Origin of the sequence: Marinifilum fragile JCM 15579, from assembly GCF_001310955.1 — a bacterium.
GTDB lineage: Bacteria > Bacteroidota > Bacteroidia > Bacteroidales > Marinifilaceae > Marinifilum > Marinifilum fragile.
Genome location: NZ_BAZX01000023.1, coordinates 20,703 through 41,513 on the forward strand (window position 1 = coordinate 20,703; position 20,811 = coordinate 41,513).

Annotated in this window: 16 protein-coding genes; 11 read left to right on the forward strand and 5 right to left on the reverse strand. The window is 35.4% G+C overall.

Features of this window, described 5'->3' with window-relative positions; translation table 11 throughout:
* Window positions 1-11 precede the first annotated feature (11 nt).
* Entirely contained in the window at window positions 12-623 is a 612-nt protein-coding gene (locus JCM15579_RS14965) for a leucine-rich repeat domain-containing protein (RefSeq protein ID WP_054721248.1), read from the forward strand.
* Window positions 624-670: 47 nt separating this feature from the next.
* Here JCM15579_RS14965 and JCM15579_RS14970 read toward each other — a convergent pair whose 3' ends face one another.
* The gene (locus JCM15579_RS14970; RefSeq protein WP_054721249.1) at window positions 671-1,195 is read right to left on the reverse strand and encodes a hypothetical protein; all 525 of its coding nucleotides are present in this window, start codon (window positions 1,193-1,195) and stop codon (window positions 671-673) included.
* A 196-nt stretch (window positions 1,196-1,391) separates the two neighbouring features.
* On the opposite strand from JCM15579_RS14970, the gene JCM15579_RS14975 reads away from it, so the two are divergent.
* From JCM15579_RS14975 to JCM15579_RS15020, 9 genes are all read left to right on the forward strand, one after another.
* Window positions 1,392-3,254: a tetratricopeptide repeat protein gene (locus JCM15579_RS14975; protein WP_083464704.1), complete on the forward strand. Its 1,863-nt coding sequence runs from the start codon at window positions 1,392-1,394 to the stop codon at window positions 3,252-3,254.
* Between the two features lie 301 nt (window positions 3,255-3,555).
* Entirely contained in the window at window positions 3,556-4,074 is a 519-nt protein-coding gene (locus JCM15579_RS14985) for an RNA polymerase sigma-70 factor (RefSeq protein WP_157471501.1), read from the forward strand.
* Window positions 4,075-4,210: 136 nt separating this feature from the next.
* Complete coding sequence (locus tag JCM15579_RS14990; protein ID WP_054721253.1) at window positions 4,211-5,395, forward strand: FecR family protein; 1,185 nt, start codon at window positions 4,211-4,213, stop codon at window positions 5,393-5,395.
* Window positions 5,396-5,543: 148 nt separating this feature from the next.
* On the forward strand, window positions 5,544-9,113 hold the full coding sequence (locus tag JCM15579_RS14995; protein WP_218186192.1) for a SusC/RagA family TonB-linked outer membrane protein: 3,570 nt from the start codon (window positions 5,544-5,546) through the stop codon (window positions 9,111-9,113).
* Between the two features lie 65 nt (window positions 9,114-9,178).
* On the forward strand, window positions 9,179-10,690 hold the full coding sequence (locus JCM15579_RS15000) for a RagB/SusD family nutrient uptake outer membrane protein (RefSeq protein WP_083464705.1): 1,512 nt from the start codon (window positions 9,179-9,181) through the stop codon (window positions 10,688-10,690).
* An 83-nt stretch (window positions 10,691-10,773) separates the two neighbouring features.
* Window positions 10,774-11,682: a zinc-binding metallopeptidase gene (locus JCM15579_RS15005; protein ID WP_083464706.1), complete on the forward strand. Its 909-nt coding sequence runs from the start codon at window positions 10,774-10,776 to the stop codon at window positions 11,680-11,682.
* A gap of 22 nt (window positions 11,683-11,704) precedes the next feature.
* The gene (locus JCM15579_RS15010; RefSeq protein WP_083464707.1) at window positions 11,705-13,033 is read left to right on the forward strand and encodes a DUF4302 domain-containing protein; all 1,329 of its coding nucleotides are present in this window, start codon (window positions 11,705-11,707) and stop codon (window positions 13,031-13,033) included.
* Between the two features lie 82 nt (window positions 13,034-13,115).
* Window positions 13,116-13,361, forward strand: a complete 246-nt coding sequence (locus JCM15579_RS15015) for a hypothetical protein (RefSeq protein WP_054721257.1) — start codon at window positions 13,116-13,118, stop codon at window positions 13,359-13,361.
* A 61-nt stretch (window positions 13,362-13,422) separates the two neighbouring features.
* Window positions 13,423-14,448 carry an Ig-like domain-containing domain gene (locus tag JCM15579_RS15020; RefSeq protein WP_054721258.1) on the forward strand — a complete coding sequence of 342 codons (1,026 nt, stop codon included), beginning with the start codon at window positions 13,423-13,425 and terminating at the stop codon, window positions 14,446-14,448.
* Window positions 14,449-15,217: 769 nt separating this feature from the next.
* Here the strand turns inward: JCM15579_RS15020 and JCM15579_RS15025 are convergent.
* Genes JCM15579_RS15025 through JCM15579_RS15040 form a run of 4 tightly spaced genes read right to left on the reverse strand, consistent with a single transcriptional unit; the run spans window position 15,218 to window position 17,756 of the window.
* Window positions 15,218-16,873, reverse strand: coding sequence for a hypothetical protein (locus JCM15579_RS15025; RefSeq protein WP_054721259.1), 1,656 nt, complete (start codon window positions 16,871-16,873; stop codon window positions 15,218-15,220).
* 3 nt (window positions 16,874-16,876) lie between these two features.
* The gene (locus JCM15579_RS15030) at window positions 16,877-17,119 is read right to left on the reverse strand and encodes a hypothetical protein (RefSeq protein WP_054721260.1); all 243 of its coding nucleotides are present in this window, start codon (window positions 17,117-17,119) and stop codon (window positions 16,877-16,879) included.
* Between the two features lie 21 nt (window positions 17,120-17,140).
* On the reverse strand, window positions 17,141-17,473 hold the full coding sequence (locus JCM15579_RS15035) for a hypothetical protein (RefSeq protein WP_054721261.1): 333 nt from the start codon (window positions 17,471-17,473) through the stop codon (window positions 17,141-17,143).
* 25 nt (window positions 17,474-17,498) lie between these two features.
* Window positions 17,499-17,756 carry a hypothetical protein gene (locus JCM15579_RS15040; protein ID WP_054721262.1) on the reverse strand — a complete coding sequence of 86 codons (258 nt, stop codon included), beginning with the start codon at window positions 17,754-17,756 and terminating at the stop codon, window positions 17,499-17,501.
* Window positions 17,757-18,150: 394 nt separating this feature from the next.
* On the opposite strand from JCM15579_RS15040, the gene JCM15579_RS15045 reads away from it, so the two are divergent.
* Window positions 18,151-20,196: a TonB-dependent receptor plug domain-containing protein gene (locus tag JCM15579_RS15045; RefSeq protein ID WP_172677447.1), complete on the forward strand. Its 2,046-nt coding sequence runs from the start codon at window positions 18,151-18,153 to the stop codon at window positions 20,194-20,196.
* Window positions 20,197-20,811 lie beyond the last annotated feature (615 nt).

Consider the following 20,811-nt stretch of genomic DNA (forward strand, 5'->3'; position numbering starts at 1 on the left):
GAATTGCATAAATGAAGGATGTAAAAATTATTGAGGAACTAAGCGGTCAAATAAATCGAAACCTAAAACAGGTGCGAAAAGTTACATGGTTAATCAAAGGCTATCAATTGAACGACTCAGGACATGTTACGCATTTGAATATTGCCAAGTGCAACTTGAATGGGAATTGGCCTTCTGCTTTATTTAAATTAACACATTTGCAGTTTTTGGATATTCAAGAAAATCAATTGGAATCTATTCCTGAAGAAATTAAAGAACTCAGGAATTTATCATACCTTGATATTCGCAACAATCAGATTCAAGAATTGCCTCAATCAATAAGCACTTTACCAGTACTTCAAAGGTTATACCTTGGAAATAACCTATTTACCAAAGTTCCTGAATTGATTCAAAATTGTGATACTTTAAAACTAATCGACTTTACCGATAATTTGTTATCTGAAGGTGTAGAGCATATTTTAAAATCTACATCAATAAGCAACATATACCTTAGAAATAACTGTTTAAAATACTTTCCCTTTCACCTCATTAAGCCCGATAGAATTCTTGAGTTGAATATAATGGAAAATAATATTGAAAACTCACAGGAGAATTTATCTTGGGTAAAAAACGTTTTGCTTTGATTAAAAAGAAGGGTGACTATAGAGTAAAAATAGCCACCTTTCAATTATTATCTGGGTTTTAGAATTTTATAATTCACCTTCACAATTTCATTTCTGAAAGGCATATCATACAGCTGGTAATGATCATCTATATATGGATCATATTCAGGATGGAATTCATCATCATGTAATGGATAGTTACGAATAAAACCTGGAAAACCGGTTGATGGATTTAAATCGAACCAGTATACATCATAAGGATTCAAGTGAATGTATATTCGAAAATCATGCTCATATTCATCGGGGTGGTAAATATAACCTCGCTCACTTAGTGAATGAATATCGGCGCGACTCCAATGTGCAACAATTCCATTTACTTCAACCCATCCGTTTTCCAGTTGAACAGGCCTACTATTTTTATCCCTGATAAAAACCTGTACTTCCTTATTGTTATTGTAATCTTGTGCGATTCGCACCGAAACTTTCAATAGTGATGGATCAGTCAATTCAATATCGCTAAGGGCAGATTTGCTGCATGATTGCATGCTCAGTAAACCAAGGAGAAATAATAGTGTATATATTCGTGTTTTCATATTTTTATAGTATTGATTTACTACTATGACAGCTATCTAAACAAATACACGTATTAAAAAGATGATTTTGTGGGAATAAAGTGAACAAGTCAAAGCTACTGCCTGCCTTTTGCTAAATATTTTAATTATCCTATAGATAAAATTGTTTTCAAGCTAGGTATAAATCTATATATTTGACCTGTATAATACTTGCCTTATGAAAAGCTTTCTACTTACTATACTTCTTTTAACATTATTTTTTTCAAACTCAGATGCTAATTCTACTATACAAATAAATAGGCTTGATAGCTTGGAAACAAAACTTATCAGTTCTTCAGGGCAAGCAAAGCTAGATGTATTATTGAAACTTTGTGAAAGCCTGGTAGAAAAAGATTCTGAGAAATGTATTCTTTACAGTAGGCAAGCCCTTGATTTGGCCAGAGAATTGAGACAACCTGATAATGAAATTAAGGCATTAATATATTTGGGGCGCGAACACTCTAATTTGGGAAATTATTTTGAAGGTCTTCAGACATTTAAAAAAGCCCAAAAAATTGCCATTGAAAATGAGTTGGATTATTCATTAGTAAATGCATTGAACGAAATAGGAATTACTTATTTTCATATAGGAAACTATAAAGAAGCTCAGACCTATTATTTCAAAGCTCTCGAAAAGGCTGAATTAATAGGGTATAAAGAAAGAGAAATAGGCTTACAGAATAATATTGCAATTATCTATTCCATTTATAAAGATCACGATAAAGCTCTTGAATTATTTACTAAGTTGTTACATATCTACGAAAATGAAAATGATTCAATTCAGATTGCACTTACGTCAGTTAATATTTCTAACATATACGATGAACTTGGCAAATACGAAGAGGGATTACAATATTTAAATAAAGCTATCCCTATTTTTATTTCTTCGGGAAATAAACTGAAACTTTCGTCTACCTTGAATAATCGGGGAAGTATTTATTTTAAAGTAGGGAAAGTTGATAAGGCATTGAATGATTATAGGGATGCATTAAAAATTGCGGAAAAGAATAATTTTGAAAGTGGCATTATTTCTTCATCTATAAATTTAGGACAGTATTTCATATTTGATAAGAAACATGAAAAAGCAATCGAGTTCTATGAAAATGCACTAAAAATATCACTTGAAAACCATGATAAAGCACGTGTAATGGAATGCTATGAAGGACTTGCCAATGCATACGAATTATCAGGGAATTATAAAATGGCATTGAGTAATACAAGGCTTTATCTCTCATACAAGGATGAAATATATAATGAGCAAACTCAGAAGCAAATTAGCGAGATTCAAATAAAGTACGAAACTGAAAAAAAAGAGAATGAGATTGAGTTTTTGCAAGCTCGTATAAAAACACAAAAGAGAAATCTTCTTATTATCTTGGGAGGTTTACTTGTGATAAGTGTATTGATATTGAGGCTTCTGAGATTGAAGCAGACTAGTCTGGAACGGAAAAACCTTCTTTTGGAACAAGAAAAGCAAATGGATCAGCTCGCACTGCTAAAAATGGAAGCTGAAACAAGAGAAAAAGAGCAAGAGAACCTGCGATTGAATGAAGAGATGCAAGCCAAAGAAGAGATTAACAAGTTAAAGCAACTCAAATACAAGTCTGAATTAAAACACAAAGAGAGAGAGTTGGCAGCTAATGCTTTGCACATGGTAAGTAAGAACGAAACTCTGAATAGTTTTAAAAAACTCGCGGAAGATGCATTGCTGGCTCAAAATACAGAGGTGAAAACAGCATTAAAAAAGTTGATTCAAGAAATAGAAAGTAACATTCACTTAGATCAGGATTGGGACAAATTTAAAATGCATTTCGAGGAAGTACATCAAGGATTTTTTAAGAGTTTATTGGAGAAACATACCGACCTGAATACAAATGAACTAAGGTTTTGTGCCTATCTAAGATTGAATTTGGATGCCAAAGAAATTGCCAGAATCCTTAATATTTCCGTTAATGCCATCGAAAAACGTCGATATAGATTGAGAAAGAAATTAAGTTTAGAGTCTACGGATAGCTTATTTGAATATTTAAATAGATTCTAATTTTATTCTAAAAACAAGTTCTAAATTCTCACCATAAGGCAAAAAAGGGTGGGATTAATTATATGCTGGAACTTGATCTGTCCGCACAGAAATCTAAGCCAATAATCACCATTCAAATGCTACTTTTTAACTTGCGACCCCTTTTGTCTGGGTGTGCAATATTCATACGACCCCTTTTGTCTATGCTGTAAGTTAGGTGTTTATGCAACTGTTGAGATAATTTTAAACGCAAGATTTGGAAGTCTCCCAAAGCTTCTAAATTCTTAGAAAAATTATTAACCAACAATAAATACCAACCAAAGTGAAAAGGAAGACAAAAGAATTCCAACAGTTTTTTGAAAGATTTTACCCAATGCTGTGTTTGTTCGCCCAAAAGTATGTTCAAGATTCAGATGTGGCAGCAGATATGGTTCAAGAATCTTTTATTAAGCTTTGGAAAGGGAAGGATGACTTTGAGAATCAAAGTGCGGTGAAGGCTTTCTTGTATACTGTAACACGAAACAATTGCTTGAACTACCTAAAACACAATAAAATTGTTCTGGACTACAGTTTGCAAGTTATGGAGAAAGACTTGTTCTATAGAGATCACATTATAGAACAGGAAACCTATATGGCTATTCACGATGCTATTGAAGTATTACCATCACAAGGAAAGCGTGTGGTTGAAATGAGTATGCGTGGGATAAAAAATCCAGAGATTGCTGAAAGGTTAAGTATTTCGGTAAATACGGTAAAATCAGTAAAGGCCAATGCATATCGTCTGCTTCGATTAAGATTGCAGGATGTTGTTGTTCTCCTGATAATGTTTGTTTTTCTATAATGAGATTGTATTTAAAGTGTTGAATACCTGTTAAATGTTGGAGTTTATATGAGCTCTGGCATTTTTTTTTACAAAAAAGACAAATGACACCCACCCACTTTTATTTCTGAATTGTTTAAGCACTAAATATTTTTAAATGGATAAGATTGACCACTACATAAGAATATCTCAATTGATTGCTCGAGAGGTAAATTATGAACTTACCACTGAAGAGAAACTTGAATTGGATAATTGGCTCAATGAGAGCAAGGAAAACCTTGACTTATATCATAGCATTCGTAATCGTGAAAAATTTTTGGATTGGGACCAACAGTTACATCAAATAAATACTGAGAAGGGGTGGGATAGATTCGAATCTACAATTAAACCACATTGGAGCATTAATACTTTTAAAACAGTTTTAAGATATGCGGCGGTTATTCTGATTCCTTTGTTTTTATCAGGAATAGGATACTTTATTTATAATGATATTTCTTCTCTACCTCAACAGCATGGGCAAGTCAAAGATCAAAAGCAAATGAAACCAATGGCAAGATTGATATTGGCCGATGGTAGCAAAGTAAACCTAGAGAATCAAGAAAATGTTGCCTTGAAAGAGAAAGATGGAACCTTGATTGAAAAAGATGCAGGTCGATTGAAATATCAGAATAAGGCAAATGAAGATTCAAAGGTCCTGTATAATACTGTAGAAATTCCCAATGGAGCCAATTATCAGCTGTGTTTGACTGATGGAACCAAAGTTTATCTGAATTCAATGAGCGCATTGAAATTTCCTACCCAATTTTCAGGTAAAACAAGAGAGGTGCAATTGACAGGAGAGGCCTACTTCGAGGTTGTCAAAGACAAAGAACATCCATTTTTAGTAAATGTGTCAGGAACCAGAATAGAGGTCTTGGGTACTTCTTTTAATGTAAAGGCATACAGTGATGAAAATGAAATTGTCACCACTTTGGTTGAGGGGAGTGTGAAAGTCAATCCTTCTGAAGTTGATAAATCGACTTTGCTTAAACCGGGTCAACAGGCAGTTGTAGATGTTAAAAAGGAAGGAATACTTGTTCAGGATGTAGATGTTAATCTGTTTACATCCTGGAAGGATGGTGTCTTTTTGTTTAAGGCAAAGAGACTTGAAGACATTATGAATGAATTGACTCGTTGGTATGATTTAAAAGTTTTTTACATGAATCCAGCTGTAAAAGACCTTCGTTTTGGTGGTCATTTTAACAAGGATGAAGAATTTGAATCAATTATGGAAATGTTTGAGTTAACCAGAAAAATAAATATCGAAGTAAATGGAAAAACCATTTTAATCAGTGCAAAATAAAACAGGAAATGCTCCAACATTTCCTGATGTATATATTTCTGCAGCAACAGAAATAAAATTTAAGTACAACCTAAATTAACACAAAGTTATGAAAAAATGTTGGAACGACGGCTTTCGACCCCGAAAGTTGTTTAAAATGTTGTTATTTATGAAGATGCTAGCCTTGTTTTTATTGGCCAGTGTAATGAGTGTATCGGCAAATACCATAGCTCAGGATGCCAGAGTTACCATTAACTTGAATGGAGCGGACTTGGAGCAGGTATTGTGGGAAATTCATGAACAAACAGGCCTTATCTTCCTGTATAGTTCGGAAGATATTAAGGAAGTGAAGGATGTTTCGGTTGAAGCACAGGATGAAACAGTTAAATCTGTACTGCAACATTGTTTAAAAGACAGTGAACTTGAATATGAATTCAAGCAGGAAGCAATTACACTTCGTAAGAGTGTAAAAGAAAAACAGCCATCAGGTGAGGTTCAGCAAGAGAAAACGCGTAAGATTTCTGGTGTGGTGGTGGATGACCAAGGACTTTCTCTTCCTGGTGTATCGGTTCTAATAAAAGGAACAACAAATGGAGTATCTACCAATTTTGATGGTGAATTTACTCTAGAAATTCCAGCAACAGGAAAGTCGGTATTGACCTTTTCTTTTATTGGAATGCAATCTCAGGAGATAGTGGTAAGCAAGCAAACTAATCTGAATATTACCATGAAAACTGACTCAGAACAGTTAAGCGAAGTGGTTGTTGTATCAGATGGTTTTCGTAAAACTGACCGCCGTTTGTTTACTGGTTCGGCTACGACTGTTAAAGCTGAAGACGCCAAAGTTGCTGGGGTAGTTGATGTAGGACAAATGCTGGAAGGTAAAGCTGCGGGTGTTTCTGTTCAAACTGTTTCCGGAAGTTTTGGTGCAGCACCAAAAATACGTGTTCGTGGTGCCTCTTCCATTTATGGAGATCAGAAACCTCTTTGGGTTGTAGATGGAGTTGTATTGGAAGATGTAGTAGACGTTTCTCCTGATGATTTATCTTCTGGTGATGCTGCAACCCTAATTAGTTCAGCGGTTGCAGGTTTGAACTCCGACGATATTGAAAAATTTGAGATTTTGAAGGATGCATCGGCAACAGCTCTGTATGGAGCACGAGCAATGAATGGAGTAATCGTTATTACAACCAAGCGCGGGAAAAAAGGTGCAACTTCAGTTTCATATTCTGGTGAATTTACGATGAGATTAAAACCATCTTATTCGAACTATAATATTATGAATTCTCGTGAGCAGATGTCTGTTTATCGTGAATTGGAAGCAAAGGGGTGGTTGAATCATGCGGAGATCTCTCGACAGAAAAGTGGTGGGATTTATAAGAAGATGTACGATTTAATTAATACCTACGATCCTACAACGGGTTTTGGTTTGCAAAATACCCCTGAAGCAAGAGCTAAATTCTTACAGAAATATGAAATGACTAATACCGATTGGTTTGATGAATTGTTTACCAATAACATTACACAAAATCATTCGGTTAGTTTAACTGGAGGTACAGAAAAGAGTAGTTTCTATTTCTCGACAAGTTATTACGGAGATAAGGGATGGTCTATTGCTGATGAGGTAGACAGGTATACAGTTAATGCAAATGCTTCTGTTCAATTAAATGAAAAGTTGAAGATCGGATTTATCACAGCAGGTTCATTTCGTCAGCAGAAAGCACCCGGTACTGTGAGTCGTACAGAAGATCCTGTGAATGGAGAATATAGTCGTGATTTTGATATTAACCCATTTTCATACGCCTTGAATACAAGTAGAGTTTTGCGTCCTTATGATGATAATGGAAATCTGGAATATTATAGAATGAATTATGCCGATTTCAATATCATTAATGAGATGAAAAACAACTATTTGGATATTGATATGTTGGATTTGAAATTGCAGGCGAATATCGATTATAAGTTGTTAAAAGGACTGGATCTGAATTTTGTGGGTTCGATTAGATATGTGAAATCTACTCAGGAGCATAAAATCTTGGAAAATTCTAATATGGCATCAGCTTATAGAGCAAATGATACATATGAGATTGCCAAGGACAATAAATTTCTATTCAAGGACTTAGAAACTCCAAACTCATTGCCAAAAGTGGTTCTTCCGAAAGGAGGATTTTACAATAGAAGTGACAATAGTCTGTTGAACTATTATTTTAGAGGAACTACAAACTGGAATAAAATCTTTGAGGAAATTCATATCGTAAATGTAATGGGTGGTATGGAGATTAAGTCTTCCAATAGAAAAAACAGTGCATTTGATGGTATTGGTTACCAGTGGGAAAGAGGTGGAATACCATATATTGATCCTGACTTTGTTAGACAGCAGTTGCAAAATGGAGTTTCTTATTATGGAATGCAAGAATATCGAGATCGCTTTGCTGCATTTTTTGCAACAGGAAGTTATTCTTATGCAGGAAAATATACAATCAATGGTACTTTCCGTTATGATGGTTCAAACCAGTTGGGAAAATCAACTTCTGCACGTTGGCTGCCAACTTGGAACGTAAGTGGATCATGGAATGCACACGATGAAGATTTCTTAAGAGATTCTGAAGTGATTTCGCATTTGTCGTTGCGAGCTACCTATGGACTTACAGCAAGTATGGGAGCTGCAAATAACTCAACATTGGTATTAATGAATCAGGTGACAGATCGTCCATATATTTCAGAGCAGGAATCTCAGATGTACATTGATGGTTTGGAAAATTCAGAACTAACTTGGGAAAAACAGTATGAAACCAATGTGGGGATGGATTTAGGTTTGTTTCGCAACAGAATCAATCTGAGTGTGGATGCCTATCAGCGTAAGGGGTTTGATTTGATTGCTTATATCAAAACTTCTGGTATTGGTGGTGAATTCTGGAAATATGCCAATTATGCAGATATGGAATCTCATGGTATTGAGTTTACACTAACCACACACAATGTGAAGTCTGATGATTTTAAATGGAAAACCAACGTGACTTTTGCCTACAACAAGAATGAGATTACAAAATTGAAATCGTTCCAGAATATTTACAACTTGGTGAAAGATGTTGGAGGACCATTGGAGGGATATCCAGTAAGAAGTCTATTCTCTGTACAATATAAGGGACTCAATGCTGAAGGTTTGCCTACATTTATTAATGAAGATGGAGTATTAACTGTTTCTGATCTGGATTTCCAATCGACCAAAATCGATCATTTAAAATACGAGGGATCCATTGATCCAAAAGTTACAGGTGGTTTTGGTAATATGTTCACTTACAAAAACTGGAAGTTGAATGTTTTCATGACTTACCAATTTGGAAATAAGGTGAGATTACGACCTCAGTTTAAAGCAAAATATTCTGATCTGGATGCCATGCCGAAAGAATTTTACGATCGCTGGATGCTAAAAGGAGATGAAGAGATTACTGATATTCCTACCATATTATCGCAACGTCAGTACAATGTAAACTATAGTAAGGCTTACAATGGATACAATTTATCTACAGCTCGAGTTGCCGATGGTTCTTTTGTAAGAATGAAAGAGATTTCTCTGGCTTATAGCCTTCCAAAAAAATTACTGTCTGGAATAGGTTTGAACAGTGCGACGTTTAAACTTCAAGGGTCGAATTTGTTTTTGTTGTATTCCGACAAAAAAATTGAATGGACAAGATCCAGAGTTTATGGGTTCAGGAGGTGTAGCAATGCCAATTCCTAAGCAATATACTCTATCGGTAAAACTTGGTTTTTAAATAGTGAAGAAGATCGATAAAAATTAAGACAATGAAAAAAATTAAAAATATAGCCTTAGTCTTTTTGGGGATGACCATCTTATCTTCATGCAATGACTATTTAGATGAAACACCTGATAACAGGACTATTTTGGATTCACCTGAAGCAGTGAGTGAATTATTGGTATCTGCATACCCAGAAGCTTTCTATCATGGATTTGCAGAAGTAATGTCTGATAATGCTGGTGATAAAGGAATTGGACAATATGTCGCAGAATATATCCCAAATGAAAATGCTTACTATTGGGAGGATGCTGCTTCTTCGCAGTACGATACACCTACAATGTATTGGAATGCTTGTTATGCTGCGATTGCTGCAGCCAATCACGCTTTAGATGCGATTGAAAAGGCTTCGGATGAAGAAAATTACACTGCCCAAAAGGGAGAGGCTCTTGCCGCACGTGCCTATGCACATTTTATGTTGGTGAATTTGTTTGCAAAGCATTACAATCCTGCTACAGCAGAGAATGATTTGGGAGTGCCTTTTGTTGAAGCACCAGAGAAAGTAGTATTCAAAGATTACAAGAGAGCCACTGTAAAAACCATATACGATAGAATTGAGGCTGATATCGAGGAAGCAGATAAGCTGATTAGAGATGATAGCTATGCTGTTGGTAAATATCACTTTACACAAGCCGCACTTCATGCCTTTGCATCGCGATTCTATTTGTTCAAAGGTGATTGGGACAAAGTAATTGAGCATTCTGATATGGTTTTGGGTAGTGATCCGTCAAGTAAATTGAGAGACTGGAACGGAAAATATCTTACCTATGAAGCAAGCGAACTTTGGGCACAGTATACAAAAGCCGAAGAAGCTTCCAATATCATGTTGGCCAGAGGATATTCCAATTGGGGGAATGGTGCTGTTGTTTTTCGATATTCTCTTTCATCCCTAAAAATCCAGGAGTTGTTTGGAAAAGATCCAATAACAGATGCAATGCGCTTCGAAATGGTGATTGGTGACAAAGTTTTGTATGCTGCAGGTTCTCAACTGTTGGGCTTTATCCCAAAATTAAAGGGCAGAATTGAAAGTCATGATAATAATCCTGATCAGGGGCTTGCCAATATGGTTGCTCCACTTTTTACCACTGAAGAAGTGCTGTTTAATAGAGCTGAAGCCTATGCAATGAAAAAGGATTATGCATCGGTATTGGAGGATTTGGATAGCTACCTGAAAAAAAGAGTAAGATCCTATAATCCAGAAAACAAAGTTACGCTTGAGAAAATACAGAAGGAATATGAAATGGCTGATGGACCTGAATTGGCTCCATACTATACCATTGAAGAGGGACAGAAATACTACCTATGGTATGTGTTGGATTTGCGTCGTCGTGAGTTTGTTCATGAAGGAATGAGATGGTTCGATGTGAAGCGATTCAACATTGAAATTACTCATGATATTATTGACGGTAGCTCAATTACCTTATCAAAGGATGATAATCGCAGAGTGATTCAAATTCCTGAACAGGCGATAGCTATTGGTTTGCAGGCAAACCCTAGATAAAAAAGGAAAGAAATGAGTTATTTTCTCCTTATGGAGTTATTGGAACTAAAATGGAGAATGAATAATCAAATAAAATTTAAGAGATGAAAAAATATATATGTTTTCTAATGTTGGGACTCCTGTTTTTAGGGGCGTGTAGCAGTGATGATGACTTGGGAGAATCGTTAATTGATACCTCTACGCCAGAACTGAACGAAGTGGATGAATGGATCAGAGAAAATTATACCTACCCCTACAATGTAGAAGTGAAATACAAGTGGGACAACTCGGAGTTGGACAACACAAAAATTTTAACCCCAACAACATTGGACCGTGTAATTCCTTTCTTGGAGAAAATGAAGGAAATTTGGGTCGATCCGTATGCAAAGAATGGAGGCGAAGATTTTATGAAAGCCTATATTCCCAAGCAAATGGTATTGGTAGGAAGCCACAATTATGAAGATAATGGAGGTATCGTGTTGGGTCAAGCTGAAGGAGGAAGAAAGATTACCATTTTCGACCTGAATTACATTGACTTTGATCTGTCAGGCCTAAATAGTTGGGAGAAACGCAGGGCAATGGAGCCCATTCTTCGAGTATTTAAAACGATGCATCACGAGTTTGGTCATATTCTTCATCAGACCATAGCATATCCTGTGGAGTACAAGAAACTCACAACCGGTTATACATCTAACTGGATGAATTTTGGTGATTCTGAGGCCAGAGGAATGGGATTTATTACTGCTTATTCTCTGTTGAATCCTGATGAAGATTTTGTGGAAATGTTATCTGAATTCCTAACCCGAAGCAATGAGGATTGGAATGAATTGATTGATAAGATCAAAGTGTATGATGAAAACTATTATACAGATGAAGATGCGTCAAAATTAGCTAGGATTAAAATTCGTGAGAAGGAGAAAATGATTGCAGATTACATGTTGCAGATCTGGAAGATTGACATCTATAAATTGCAGGCGGATATTGCCGCGGTTTTAGACGAATTGAGTAATTAATTCATAGAAAAACAAGAGAGTTATGAGAAAAATACATTTAAATATAATATGTTCCATGCTTGTTTTGTTTACGGCATGTGACAACGATTTTGAAAGTGAGTTTGATCTTGCACCAGATGAAAGAGCTGCTATAGCTGTTAAAGAGTTTAAAGATGCTTTAACCTCATCAGAACATGGATGGCTGACCCATTACTATCCTAATCCAACAAAATTAGGATCATATACCTTTCATTTTATATTTGATGAGACAGGTGTCGTAAATATGAATTGGGATTATTATGATTTTCCAGATGAATCGGAATATTCTGTGAAGATGTTCGAAAAGCCAGTTTTGATTTTCGACACCTATAGCAAATTCTCGAAGATGACTGATCCGGAAATTGGGGAACCAGGTAAAGGATTTGGCGGTGAACTGGAGTTTAGCATGACTAAAAAATCAGTGGATGGTGACACTTTGTATCTTGAAGAAAGAGTGAGTGGAGATCCAATGGTGTTGGTTAGAGCTACTGCCCAAACGACAACTCAGCTAAGAGAATACGCCAAACATACGAAACATCTTGAAAGAGCTGATGAGCAGGTAGTGGTGCCTTTTTACTTCAACTTATCCGTTGAAGGTTGGGATACCAAAGTAAATATGGTATATAGTGGAGATAAGATTATTGCATTTCTTAACTATGTAGATAAAGGAGAAGTAAAGCATGAGCTGATGCCAATCAACTATACTCATGAAGGTTTTGAATTTCATCATCCTGTAGTGTTGAACGGTATTGGGGTTAAATCTTTTAAATATGATGAAGCAAAGAATCAGTTCGTTGTAACGGATGCTGGAGTTACAGGAACTTTTAAATATGAAGCAGATTGTCCTGCTCATATTGAGGGGATGACCGATAAGTTTTTTGGCCCCAAAACATTTGGTGGTGATGCGAAGATAGTTAGTCCTAAATTAGCCAATTTGATTGATGGGATTTATCCAGATGCTGCATTCAATTATTTTTCGACAGATCCTTATGTAGCTTCTTGGGGACCTAGTACTTTCAAAATAAATTTTGCCGATTGGACTACCTTAAAGATCGCAGTTTCTTACAAAAAGAAAACTGAGGATGTTGTAGAAATGGAATTTCTTGGCTATCAAACGGAGTGGTCTGGACCATTTGTTGATTTGGAATATATTGAAGGATTAATGTCTACAGAGAAAGGACAGGCTATTTTAGATATAGTAGCCAGTCCTAAGGGATGGACCATTGTTCCTATTGAGCTAAAGGAATATGGATCATCTTATTATCTGGTAAGTAATGAAGATCCAGAAATGTATATGTGTTTTGGGTTGAATTATAGCGATGATGAGGATTAATTAGACGTTTGAATACCCTTCTGCTTATGTATATAATTGTATTTAAGCGGGAGGGGTTTTAAAAATCTCAATTATAAAAAAAATGTTCGATACGAGTTTTGGATTAAAAACATGGATTTATCCGGGATTGATTTGGGGTGTGATCATGTTTGTTGGCGTTACTATGTTCGTGGTTGAAAACAATGATGAGCTAATAACATGGAAACAATTGTATACTCTTCCGATTTATTTAATTGGTGGTTTAGTACTGCAATATCTTCAGTTTAAGCGCCTAAACAAAAAGGGAAGAAGAGAAATAGGACAGAAAACAGATTCTCGTGAGTATTAGAAATAGATTTCATAAATGAACATCTTGGTAAATTGGAAATAAGATTAAAAATAAGGACGATATGAAATCAATTATGATATGCGCCAATGGTAATGTACTGAGTAAGTATATTAAAATTTTAAAGAGTTTTTCTAATCTGTTTGTGATTGTAATCCTACTCCTTGTTTCTAGTTGTCAAAAGGATGAGAGTACAAGTAATCCGCTTAATGTTGTATCAACTAATATTTCTGATGGTGCAACAGGAATAGATGTTTTTTCAGAAATAATGATTCGCTTTAGTGAAGAGTTGGATGTTAGCTCAGTAAATGAAAATAGTTTTCTGGTAAAAAAGGGGCAATATCCTGTTTATGGTAAAATTAGCAGTGTTGGAAATAAAGCTGTTTTTAAGCCTTCACAGCAATTAGATGGAGAACAAGCATATGAATGTACTATAACTACTGATGTGCAGGGTATAAATGGTGAGGTAATGGCTAATGATTATCATTGGGGCTTTACTTCAGGAGAGGAGCCGGATATGGTTGCTCCCCAAATTAAAAAGAGTATTCCTGTTGATATGGAAATTTCAGTTTTTACAAACATTGAAATTTTGGTGTATTTTGATGAAGAGGTTGATCCGGAAACGCTTAATAATAAGTCATTTATTGTGAAAACAGGAGAAACAGTTGTTGGTGGAAGTATTACCTATGAAGCTAAAGTTGCAAAGTTTATTCCTGATGTGGAATGGATGTATGAGACTGTATACACTTGCACGCTTACCAGTGATGTTAAGGATCTTGAAGGTAACGCATTGGCGAGTAATTTTGAATGGCAGTTTACAACGATACCCGAAGTGTTAAGTTTTAGTGCTCTTATTCAACCCATTTTTAAAGATCAGGATTGTTGGACCTGTCATAATGAGAATCGTGATCCTGATTTGAGAGAGTCAATGGCATACAATTCTTTGCTTAATGGAAACTATGTGGATACTGATTCGCCTGAGGATAGTCGTATTATTAAACAATTGAAGGGGGGGCATGCTGGTTTTATTACACAAAAAGAAGAGGATTTGATTCTGGAGTGGATTAAACGTGGAGCAAAAAATAATTAATAAAGAGGCGATGGAAATATGTAAGAGTATGATCTAAACATATGTAAATCATAGCTTACTAATTCTATTAGGCAATATTTAGTTGGAGGTTAGAGGGCCTTCTCGATATTCGCACACATCTTAAAAAAATCCAAGAGAAGGCCCCTCTTTATTCTCATGGTTTGAATCTAACTATAACCTCATATATAAACTCAAGGAGCACTTCTAGCTTTTTGAGTTTTACCATAAAGTCCAGCATGGTTGTTATTCTTAGTAATACTAGAATATCTGTTTTCAAGAATTAGCTGATTTTCATAATTTCACTTAAATTATGAGGTTATTTCGATTGACAGTACTAAAAACATATGTCATTCGTTTCTCACACATTTCCAAACCTATCGAATGAACTTGCCAATATTTAATAAATCTTCTTCGGGATATATATTAGGAATTTTAATTCTGACATTAATAAATGCTATCATCATGTGCTACATTACTTCTTTTTAGGGGTAAAAAAGTACGTATTAATCCTGTGAGAGCTCAATTTTCTTGATGTTTGTAAGCCTGTAGTTTAAACTAGCATTTTACGTGTAAAATTCGTAACTTATTAATTCTTTGCAACGAAGACTATTTATATATGTGTGTTAAAAATTAGGGTTAGTCTTCAACAGAGCGATTTCATTAATAGGGTATAGAATGAGTGTGTAAAAGATTCAATGTATTTAATGAAATCGCTCTGACCTTTTTATTAGAATATACCTTTAATTTTATCGGATATCAGGAATCCAAATTAGTGATCCAAATCAAGAGACAACCTGTTGTACTGAAATTTATTATCGGCAAGATATTTTATTAAGTCTATACCTAGCTGAATCCAGCCGATTGGTCCTTTTGCAATTTTAATGGCAATAGAAATAACCGTACCTAAAAATTCAGATACTTCTTCAAGTGCATTGGTAATCCACCTGTTTTTGCGGATGTGTTCCTCAATTAATTCCTTGTCTGTTCCAATAACTGTGGTTAAACTGTCGAAGTTAAAATCGTAATCAGTGATCAGTTGACTGCTCGTGTTTTGGGATTTTACAATTCTCTTTGAAAAGAAAAAAGACAAGGCTGTTTTGGCCATATGAAATGCCTTTTTTAACTCTCGCAATAATATCTTAATTCCATTTTTAAACCATTTAAACAGGTTTTTAATCGATTGGATAACCCATTTAATTCCATCTTTGATAAAATCACCAATGCGTTTGAAAAATTGGCCAATTGAGCGAAGTAATCTTTTGCCTCCTCTTGTTTTGGATTTTAAATTCGTAGGAGATTTAAACTCGTCTTTTATTTGTTGATCAATCACTTTCAATACATTTTTTTTATCTTCTTCCTTTTCCAATTTGTTAATAATGGTGCTAAACTCTTCCGATATGGTTTCCATCTTCTTATCACTTTCCATCCTAACAAGTACAGGGAGCAAAGCCTTAAAAAGATAGCTAACGTTTAACACCCACCTGTCATTTCCTAAGCGCATTAACAAATCACTCATTTTATATCCCTGTTTTCCTCCATAGCTATCGTGTATATACGAAATAAGCGAATGAATACCAGTAATGCTTAAAGGGCCAAGGTCATTGTCGAGCTTGCCCTGATAATTGCCCAATAACCACAATCTAATTTGTACCAAACGAGTCATGAGCTGATGCAATTGATCCTTTTCAAAGCTATCAAATTCAACTTTCTTTTTTTGAACCAAGTTTAAAGTGTTTTGGCTCTCCTTAGGAATAAATGCTAATCTGGATTCGAATCTTTTCTTGTTGCTTGTAAACTTTACATCTTGATCTTTTAACTTTTTGTAAGAGTTTTTAAAATAGATCAGGTGCTGATAGCGGGATTTAGGGTAGGAGTCTTGTTTTGCAATCGCTATTGAAAGATCTTCCATGTTTCCCAATAGTTCAATAATTTGTTCATGATCTGAAATGTTACACCATGATCCTAGCAGATTTATATGTTCTGTGAGATCATCGGATAATTGATTGGTAATACTTTTATTGAATATGGAAAGAATTCCTAATCGCCAGTTAAGAACTCTCGATAGGATAGGGTTTTGCCCAATTTTATTTAGTGGGTACTGATGAAGCTCAAATTCCCCTTCCAAAGAGGATAGTTCATGCAGGAAGTCAAGTTCTTCCTCAGAAAGCAATTGACTTTTAAATGTTCCAAAATGATCAATGCCTTTATGGAAATCCTGTTTGTGCAATTCATATTCCTGCCTGAATAGGGAAATGCCTTCCTTTAATTGCTCCAATGTGGCAGTTTGCTTTTCGCTGTTACGATCAAGTTCGATATAACCCAAATTATCCAGAACTTCCTCACATTCTAGCTTATGGATGGCAGTAAAGTTTACCTCTGTTTCGGGTTTCAAAAACTCACTTTTAAAAATTTCTTGTATCGACATGATCTACGATTTATCCAGTTTCTTTCTCATGAATTGTAGAAAATTTACAAATTGCTTTTGAATGCTAACAACATATTTTCCATACCCTCCGGAATCATGAGGTTGATCCTCATTGGCTTCTGTATAAGGAGTAATTTCCAGAGCATTTTGTGCCATTAATTCGTCCCAAATGCTGGAGGCCTGAAATGGACTCTCCTTAAGATTAATTTTAAGGGTACAGAAAATATACTTGACTTTTTGTTTCACAGCTTCAGATGATAAAGTTTGTTATTTGATTACATCTTTTAGCGTTTTGTAGATGGTATTGAACAGAGTTTTGCGTGTTTCCAGGGCCGACTCAACCAGGATGCTATGATCTTCTACCAAAGCAGTAAGCTCTTCCTTGTTGTTTACAAAGTTTACTGCATCTCCATCCAGTTCAAAACGAGTATAGGCTACAAGGTCAGATTGAGCCAGATTGCTTCGAATGGCTTCAAAAATATTTTCGTTCGATCCATTGGTAAGATCAAACTTATTGTCATTTGCATTGGTTAAAGTGGCAACTTCAAGGGTTGCTACATCATTAATTGCCTTTTTGATAGGTTCTACATTGATACTCATAATAGTTTGTGTTTTATTAGTAATATTAAAGGAGCGATCTGCTAATGAAATCCCAAACAGCTTTTCGATTTCTGCTTGAACAGATCAATAATTCGTTGTGAAGTTCTGTGAGTTGTTGATTATTTTTCGACAATACCTGTATGGCATCGCCTCCTAATTTAATCTTCCCATAGGATAGGAGTTTTGCTGATGAACTATCAAAATCTTGTTTTTCAATGATAGCTACTTCGTTGCTGTTTAGGTCTTGCATCAGCTCCTTAACAGCCTCTTTTAATTCTGACATACTACTTAAGTAAATTTAATAAGTCGATTAGAGTGATAGTTTTTAATTACTCTCCTGTTTAATTTGATAACAATTGAGAGCGATCTTTTAATTTTCATAAAAAGTTACAATTAAAAATGAAACTGCCAAAAATAATTTTAACTTAATTCAAGTTATTAGAGGTGTTGAAAATAAAAGTAATTGATTACGAGATGTTAAGATGTGTTGACCTGGATAGTTTCACAATAGGATTAAATGTAGCTTTTAATTGTTCACTAACTGGCTTTGTTGTCATTGTGATTACACAGAATGAAAGAAAATGCTTAATATAGACTAAATAAAAGTAGGTTTAGGCTGTTAAGATTATTTTTATTTCTACTTTTGCCATCCTTATTATAAATAGTAAATGAAAGTAATGTTAAAACAAAGCCAATGGGCTCGCACCTTAACATTCCGTCGCTGGGGTGGTAAAAACTATTCATTATTTCAGGCTATTAGCAAGCAGGTTAAAATTACAGTTCTACTTGTAGTTTACCTAACTGTTGTTAGTCCCGAAATTGTTTTTGCTCAAAGCGTTTCATCGGATGTAAGCATGCAGTACGACCTTGATGAGATCAAAGTCAGTGCCCAAAGATCGCCTGTTACCTACTCGCAGGTGGCGCGGATAGTATCCGTAATTGAGAGAGAGGAAATTGAGGCTGCCCCTGTGCAGAGTATACAGGAACTGCTGGAATACGCTCTTAGTGTTGATGTCAGACAAAGAGGTGTACATGGCGTTCAGGCCGATATTTCGGTTCGTGGAGGTTCCTTCGATCAAACATTGATCCTTTTAAATGGCATCAACATCTCCGATCCTCAAACCGGACATCACAACTTCAACCTTCCGGTGAGTCTGAAAAACATTTCAAGAGTTGAAATCCTGCAAGGACCCGCAGCACGTGTATATGGTCCCAATGCATTTTCAGGAGCGATTAATATCATCACGGGTGAAAATACCGAAAATGAAATGAATCTTGATTTGGCTTATGGGGAGCACAACCTTTTGGATTTAAATGCCAGTTATGCTTTTGCAACAGGTAAATATAAGCAGTTTGTAGCCGCAAATCGAAAATCTTCCGATGGATACATTGACAATACCGATTTCGAAACGCATAACATTTTTTATCATGGACAGCTGCAAAGTGAACCTGGAAAGTTAGATGTGCAATTGGGTTATACACAAAAAGGATTTGGTGCCAACAGCTTTTATACACCAAAGTTTCCTAATCAGTACGAAAAAACCAAAACTACTTTTGCATCCCTGCAATACGAAACAGGAGAGAAATTACACTTTAAACCATCATTATACTGGCGCCGTCATCAGGATCGTTTCGAGTTGTTTCGCGATAATCCGGCAAGTTGGTATACCACACACAACTATCATTTAACAGATGTATTGGGAGCAGGCTTAAATACTTGGTTTAGTTCCAGCTTGGGAAAAACTTCATTTGGAGCAGAATTCCGATCGGAAAACATCTGGAGTAATGTATTAGGGGAAGAAATGGATGAGCCTATTAAAGTTCCAGGAGAAAGTGGTCATTATTTTACTCGTTCTCATTCTCGCTCTCATGTTTCCTATTTTGCAGAGCACTCTTTATACTTGAACAAGTGGAGCATCTCAGTAGGTGCCATGTTTAATTGGATATCCGACTTGGATTTTGATTGGAAGATTTATCCAGGAATTGATGTCGCTTACCAGATTAGTGATGAGTTGAAAATTTATTCGTCGGTAAATTCTTCCATGCGCATGCCTACATTTACCGATTTGTACTACAATGGTCCTAGCAATATTGGTAATCCCGATTTAAAGCCAGAAAAGTCTTTGACTTTCGAAGGAGGTTTTAAATTCAATAACAAAGCCTTAAGAGCACATATCAATACCTTTTACCGAAATGGTAAGGATTTAATTGACTGGGTAAGAGAAAATGAAGAAGAGAAGTGGAAAACACAGAACCTTACCGAGGTAAATTCTTTTGGAATTGAGACTGGATTTGATATTTCACCAGAGAAGATTTTTGAAAAATCAATCTTCATTAAAAAAGTAAAGTTGAATTACTCCTACATTAAACTAGATAAGGGAAGTCAAGAGTATTACTCCAACTATGTATTGGACAACCTGAAGCATAAGTTCGATTTAACGGTGAATCATGGCATATGGAATAATCTGTCGGCCAATTGGCAATTGAGTTACCAAGACCGAAATGGTAGCTATATGAATTTCGAGAATGGTGAATATACCGGAGAAGTAGCTTATGATCCTTTCTGGTTGCTTAATTTAAAATTGCAATGGCAGCACAAGAATTTGCTACTGTATTCAAGTGTAACCAATTTGTTGGATGAAAAATACAATGATATCGGTAATCTGCAACAGCCTGGCCGTTGGTTCACATTCGGACTACATTATAAATTGAAATTCAATTAAGATATTATTTCTGTAATCCAGATTAATTTAGAAGCAAATCCTCCTTTTTAAAGGGGGATTTTTTTTGACCTCATCTTTGCCTTATCCTCAAGGATAGAGAATTGTGTGTAGCATTTATTGTGATACCATTTAACTATTAAAATGCGATGGTATAATACCGATACATATTCAACGTGCTTTTAGAAGAGTTAGGAATAAAAGCTTACAAGTAGATTCAAGGCACAGCCTTGGGTTTATCATTATTACGTGAAGAAATGGGATAGATAGCATAAATACTGTCTTTACCTATTTGGAAAATGTATCTTTTGTTGAAAGAGTAAGTCTGTTTTGTAAAACAAAATTGAGGGATGAGCTAATAACAAGAGTTTTCTGTCAATAATATAATCATTTGGTCAGTTAATACTTCTTTTTGGTCATATTGTGCAAGCAGGAAGCCTTTGTTTTTGCTTGTTTTACGTAAGTATTAAGATTGGGGTTGGTAGTCTCGATCTTAATGTTTTGATCAGATATTACTAGTTGATTTTTGGTTTATGTGCATTTGAAACTAGTAGTAAAAGATTCAAGTTTTTTAAATTTAGATGCGTGGCAAGAGTGGCTATACAATGTGGGAGATTG

Excerpts from the sequence above, each read along its gene's own strand:
- JCM15579_RS14965 (WP_054721248.1), top strand. The coding sequence starts at position 12 with ATGAAGGATGTAAAAATTATTGAGGAACTAAGCGGTCAAATAAATCGA.
- JCM15579_RS14970 (WP_054721249.1), bottom strand. The coding sequence starts at position 1,195 with ATGAAAACACGAATATATACACTATTATTTCTCCTTGGTTTACTGAGC.
- JCM15579_RS14975 (WP_083464704.1), top strand. The coding sequence starts at position 1,392 with ATGAAAAGCTTTCTACTTACTATACTTCTTTTAACATTATTTTTTTCA.
- JCM15579_RS14990 (WP_054721253.1), top strand. The coding sequence starts at position 4,211 with ATGGATAAGATTGACCACTACATAAGAATATCTCAATTGATTGCTCGA.
- JCM15579_RS14995 (WP_218186192.1), top strand. The coding sequence starts at position 5,544 with ATGAAGATGCTAGCCTTGTTTTTATTGGCCAGTGTAATGAGTGTATCG.
- JCM15579_RS15000 (WP_083464705.1), top strand. The coding sequence starts at position 9,179 with ATGAAAAAAATTAAAAATATAGCCTTAGTCTTTTTGGGGATGACCATC.
- JCM15579_RS15005 (WP_083464706.1), top strand. The coding sequence starts at position 10,774 with ATGAAAAAATATATATGTTTTCTAATGTTGGGACTCCTGTTTTTAGGG.
- JCM15579_RS15010 (WP_083464707.1), top strand. The coding sequence starts at position 11,705 with ATGAGAAAAATACATTTAAATATAATATGTTCCATGCTTGTTTTGTTT.
- JCM15579_RS15015 (WP_054721257.1), top strand. The coding sequence starts at position 13,116 with ATGTTCGATACGAGTTTTGGATTAAAAACATGGATTTATCCGGGATTG.
- JCM15579_RS15020 (WP_054721258.1), top strand. The coding sequence starts at position 13,423 with ATGAAATCAATTATGATATGCGCCAATGGTAATGTACTGAGTAAGTAT.
- JCM15579_RS15025 (WP_054721259.1), bottom strand. The coding sequence starts at position 16,873 with ATGTCGATACAAGAAATTTTTAAAAGTGAGTTTTTGAAACCCGAAACA.
- JCM15579_RS15035 (WP_054721261.1), bottom strand. The coding sequence starts at position 17,473 with ATGAGTATCAATGTAGAACCTATCAAAAAGGCAATTAATGATGTAGCA.
- JCM15579_RS15040 (WP_054721262.1), bottom strand. The coding sequence starts at position 17,756 with ATGTCAGAATTAAAAGAGGCTGTTAAGGAGCTGATGCAAGACCTAAAC.
- JCM15579_RS15045 (WP_172677447.1), top strand. The coding sequence starts at position 18,151 with ATGTTAAAACAAAGCCAATGGGCTCGCACCTTAACATTCCGTCGCTGG.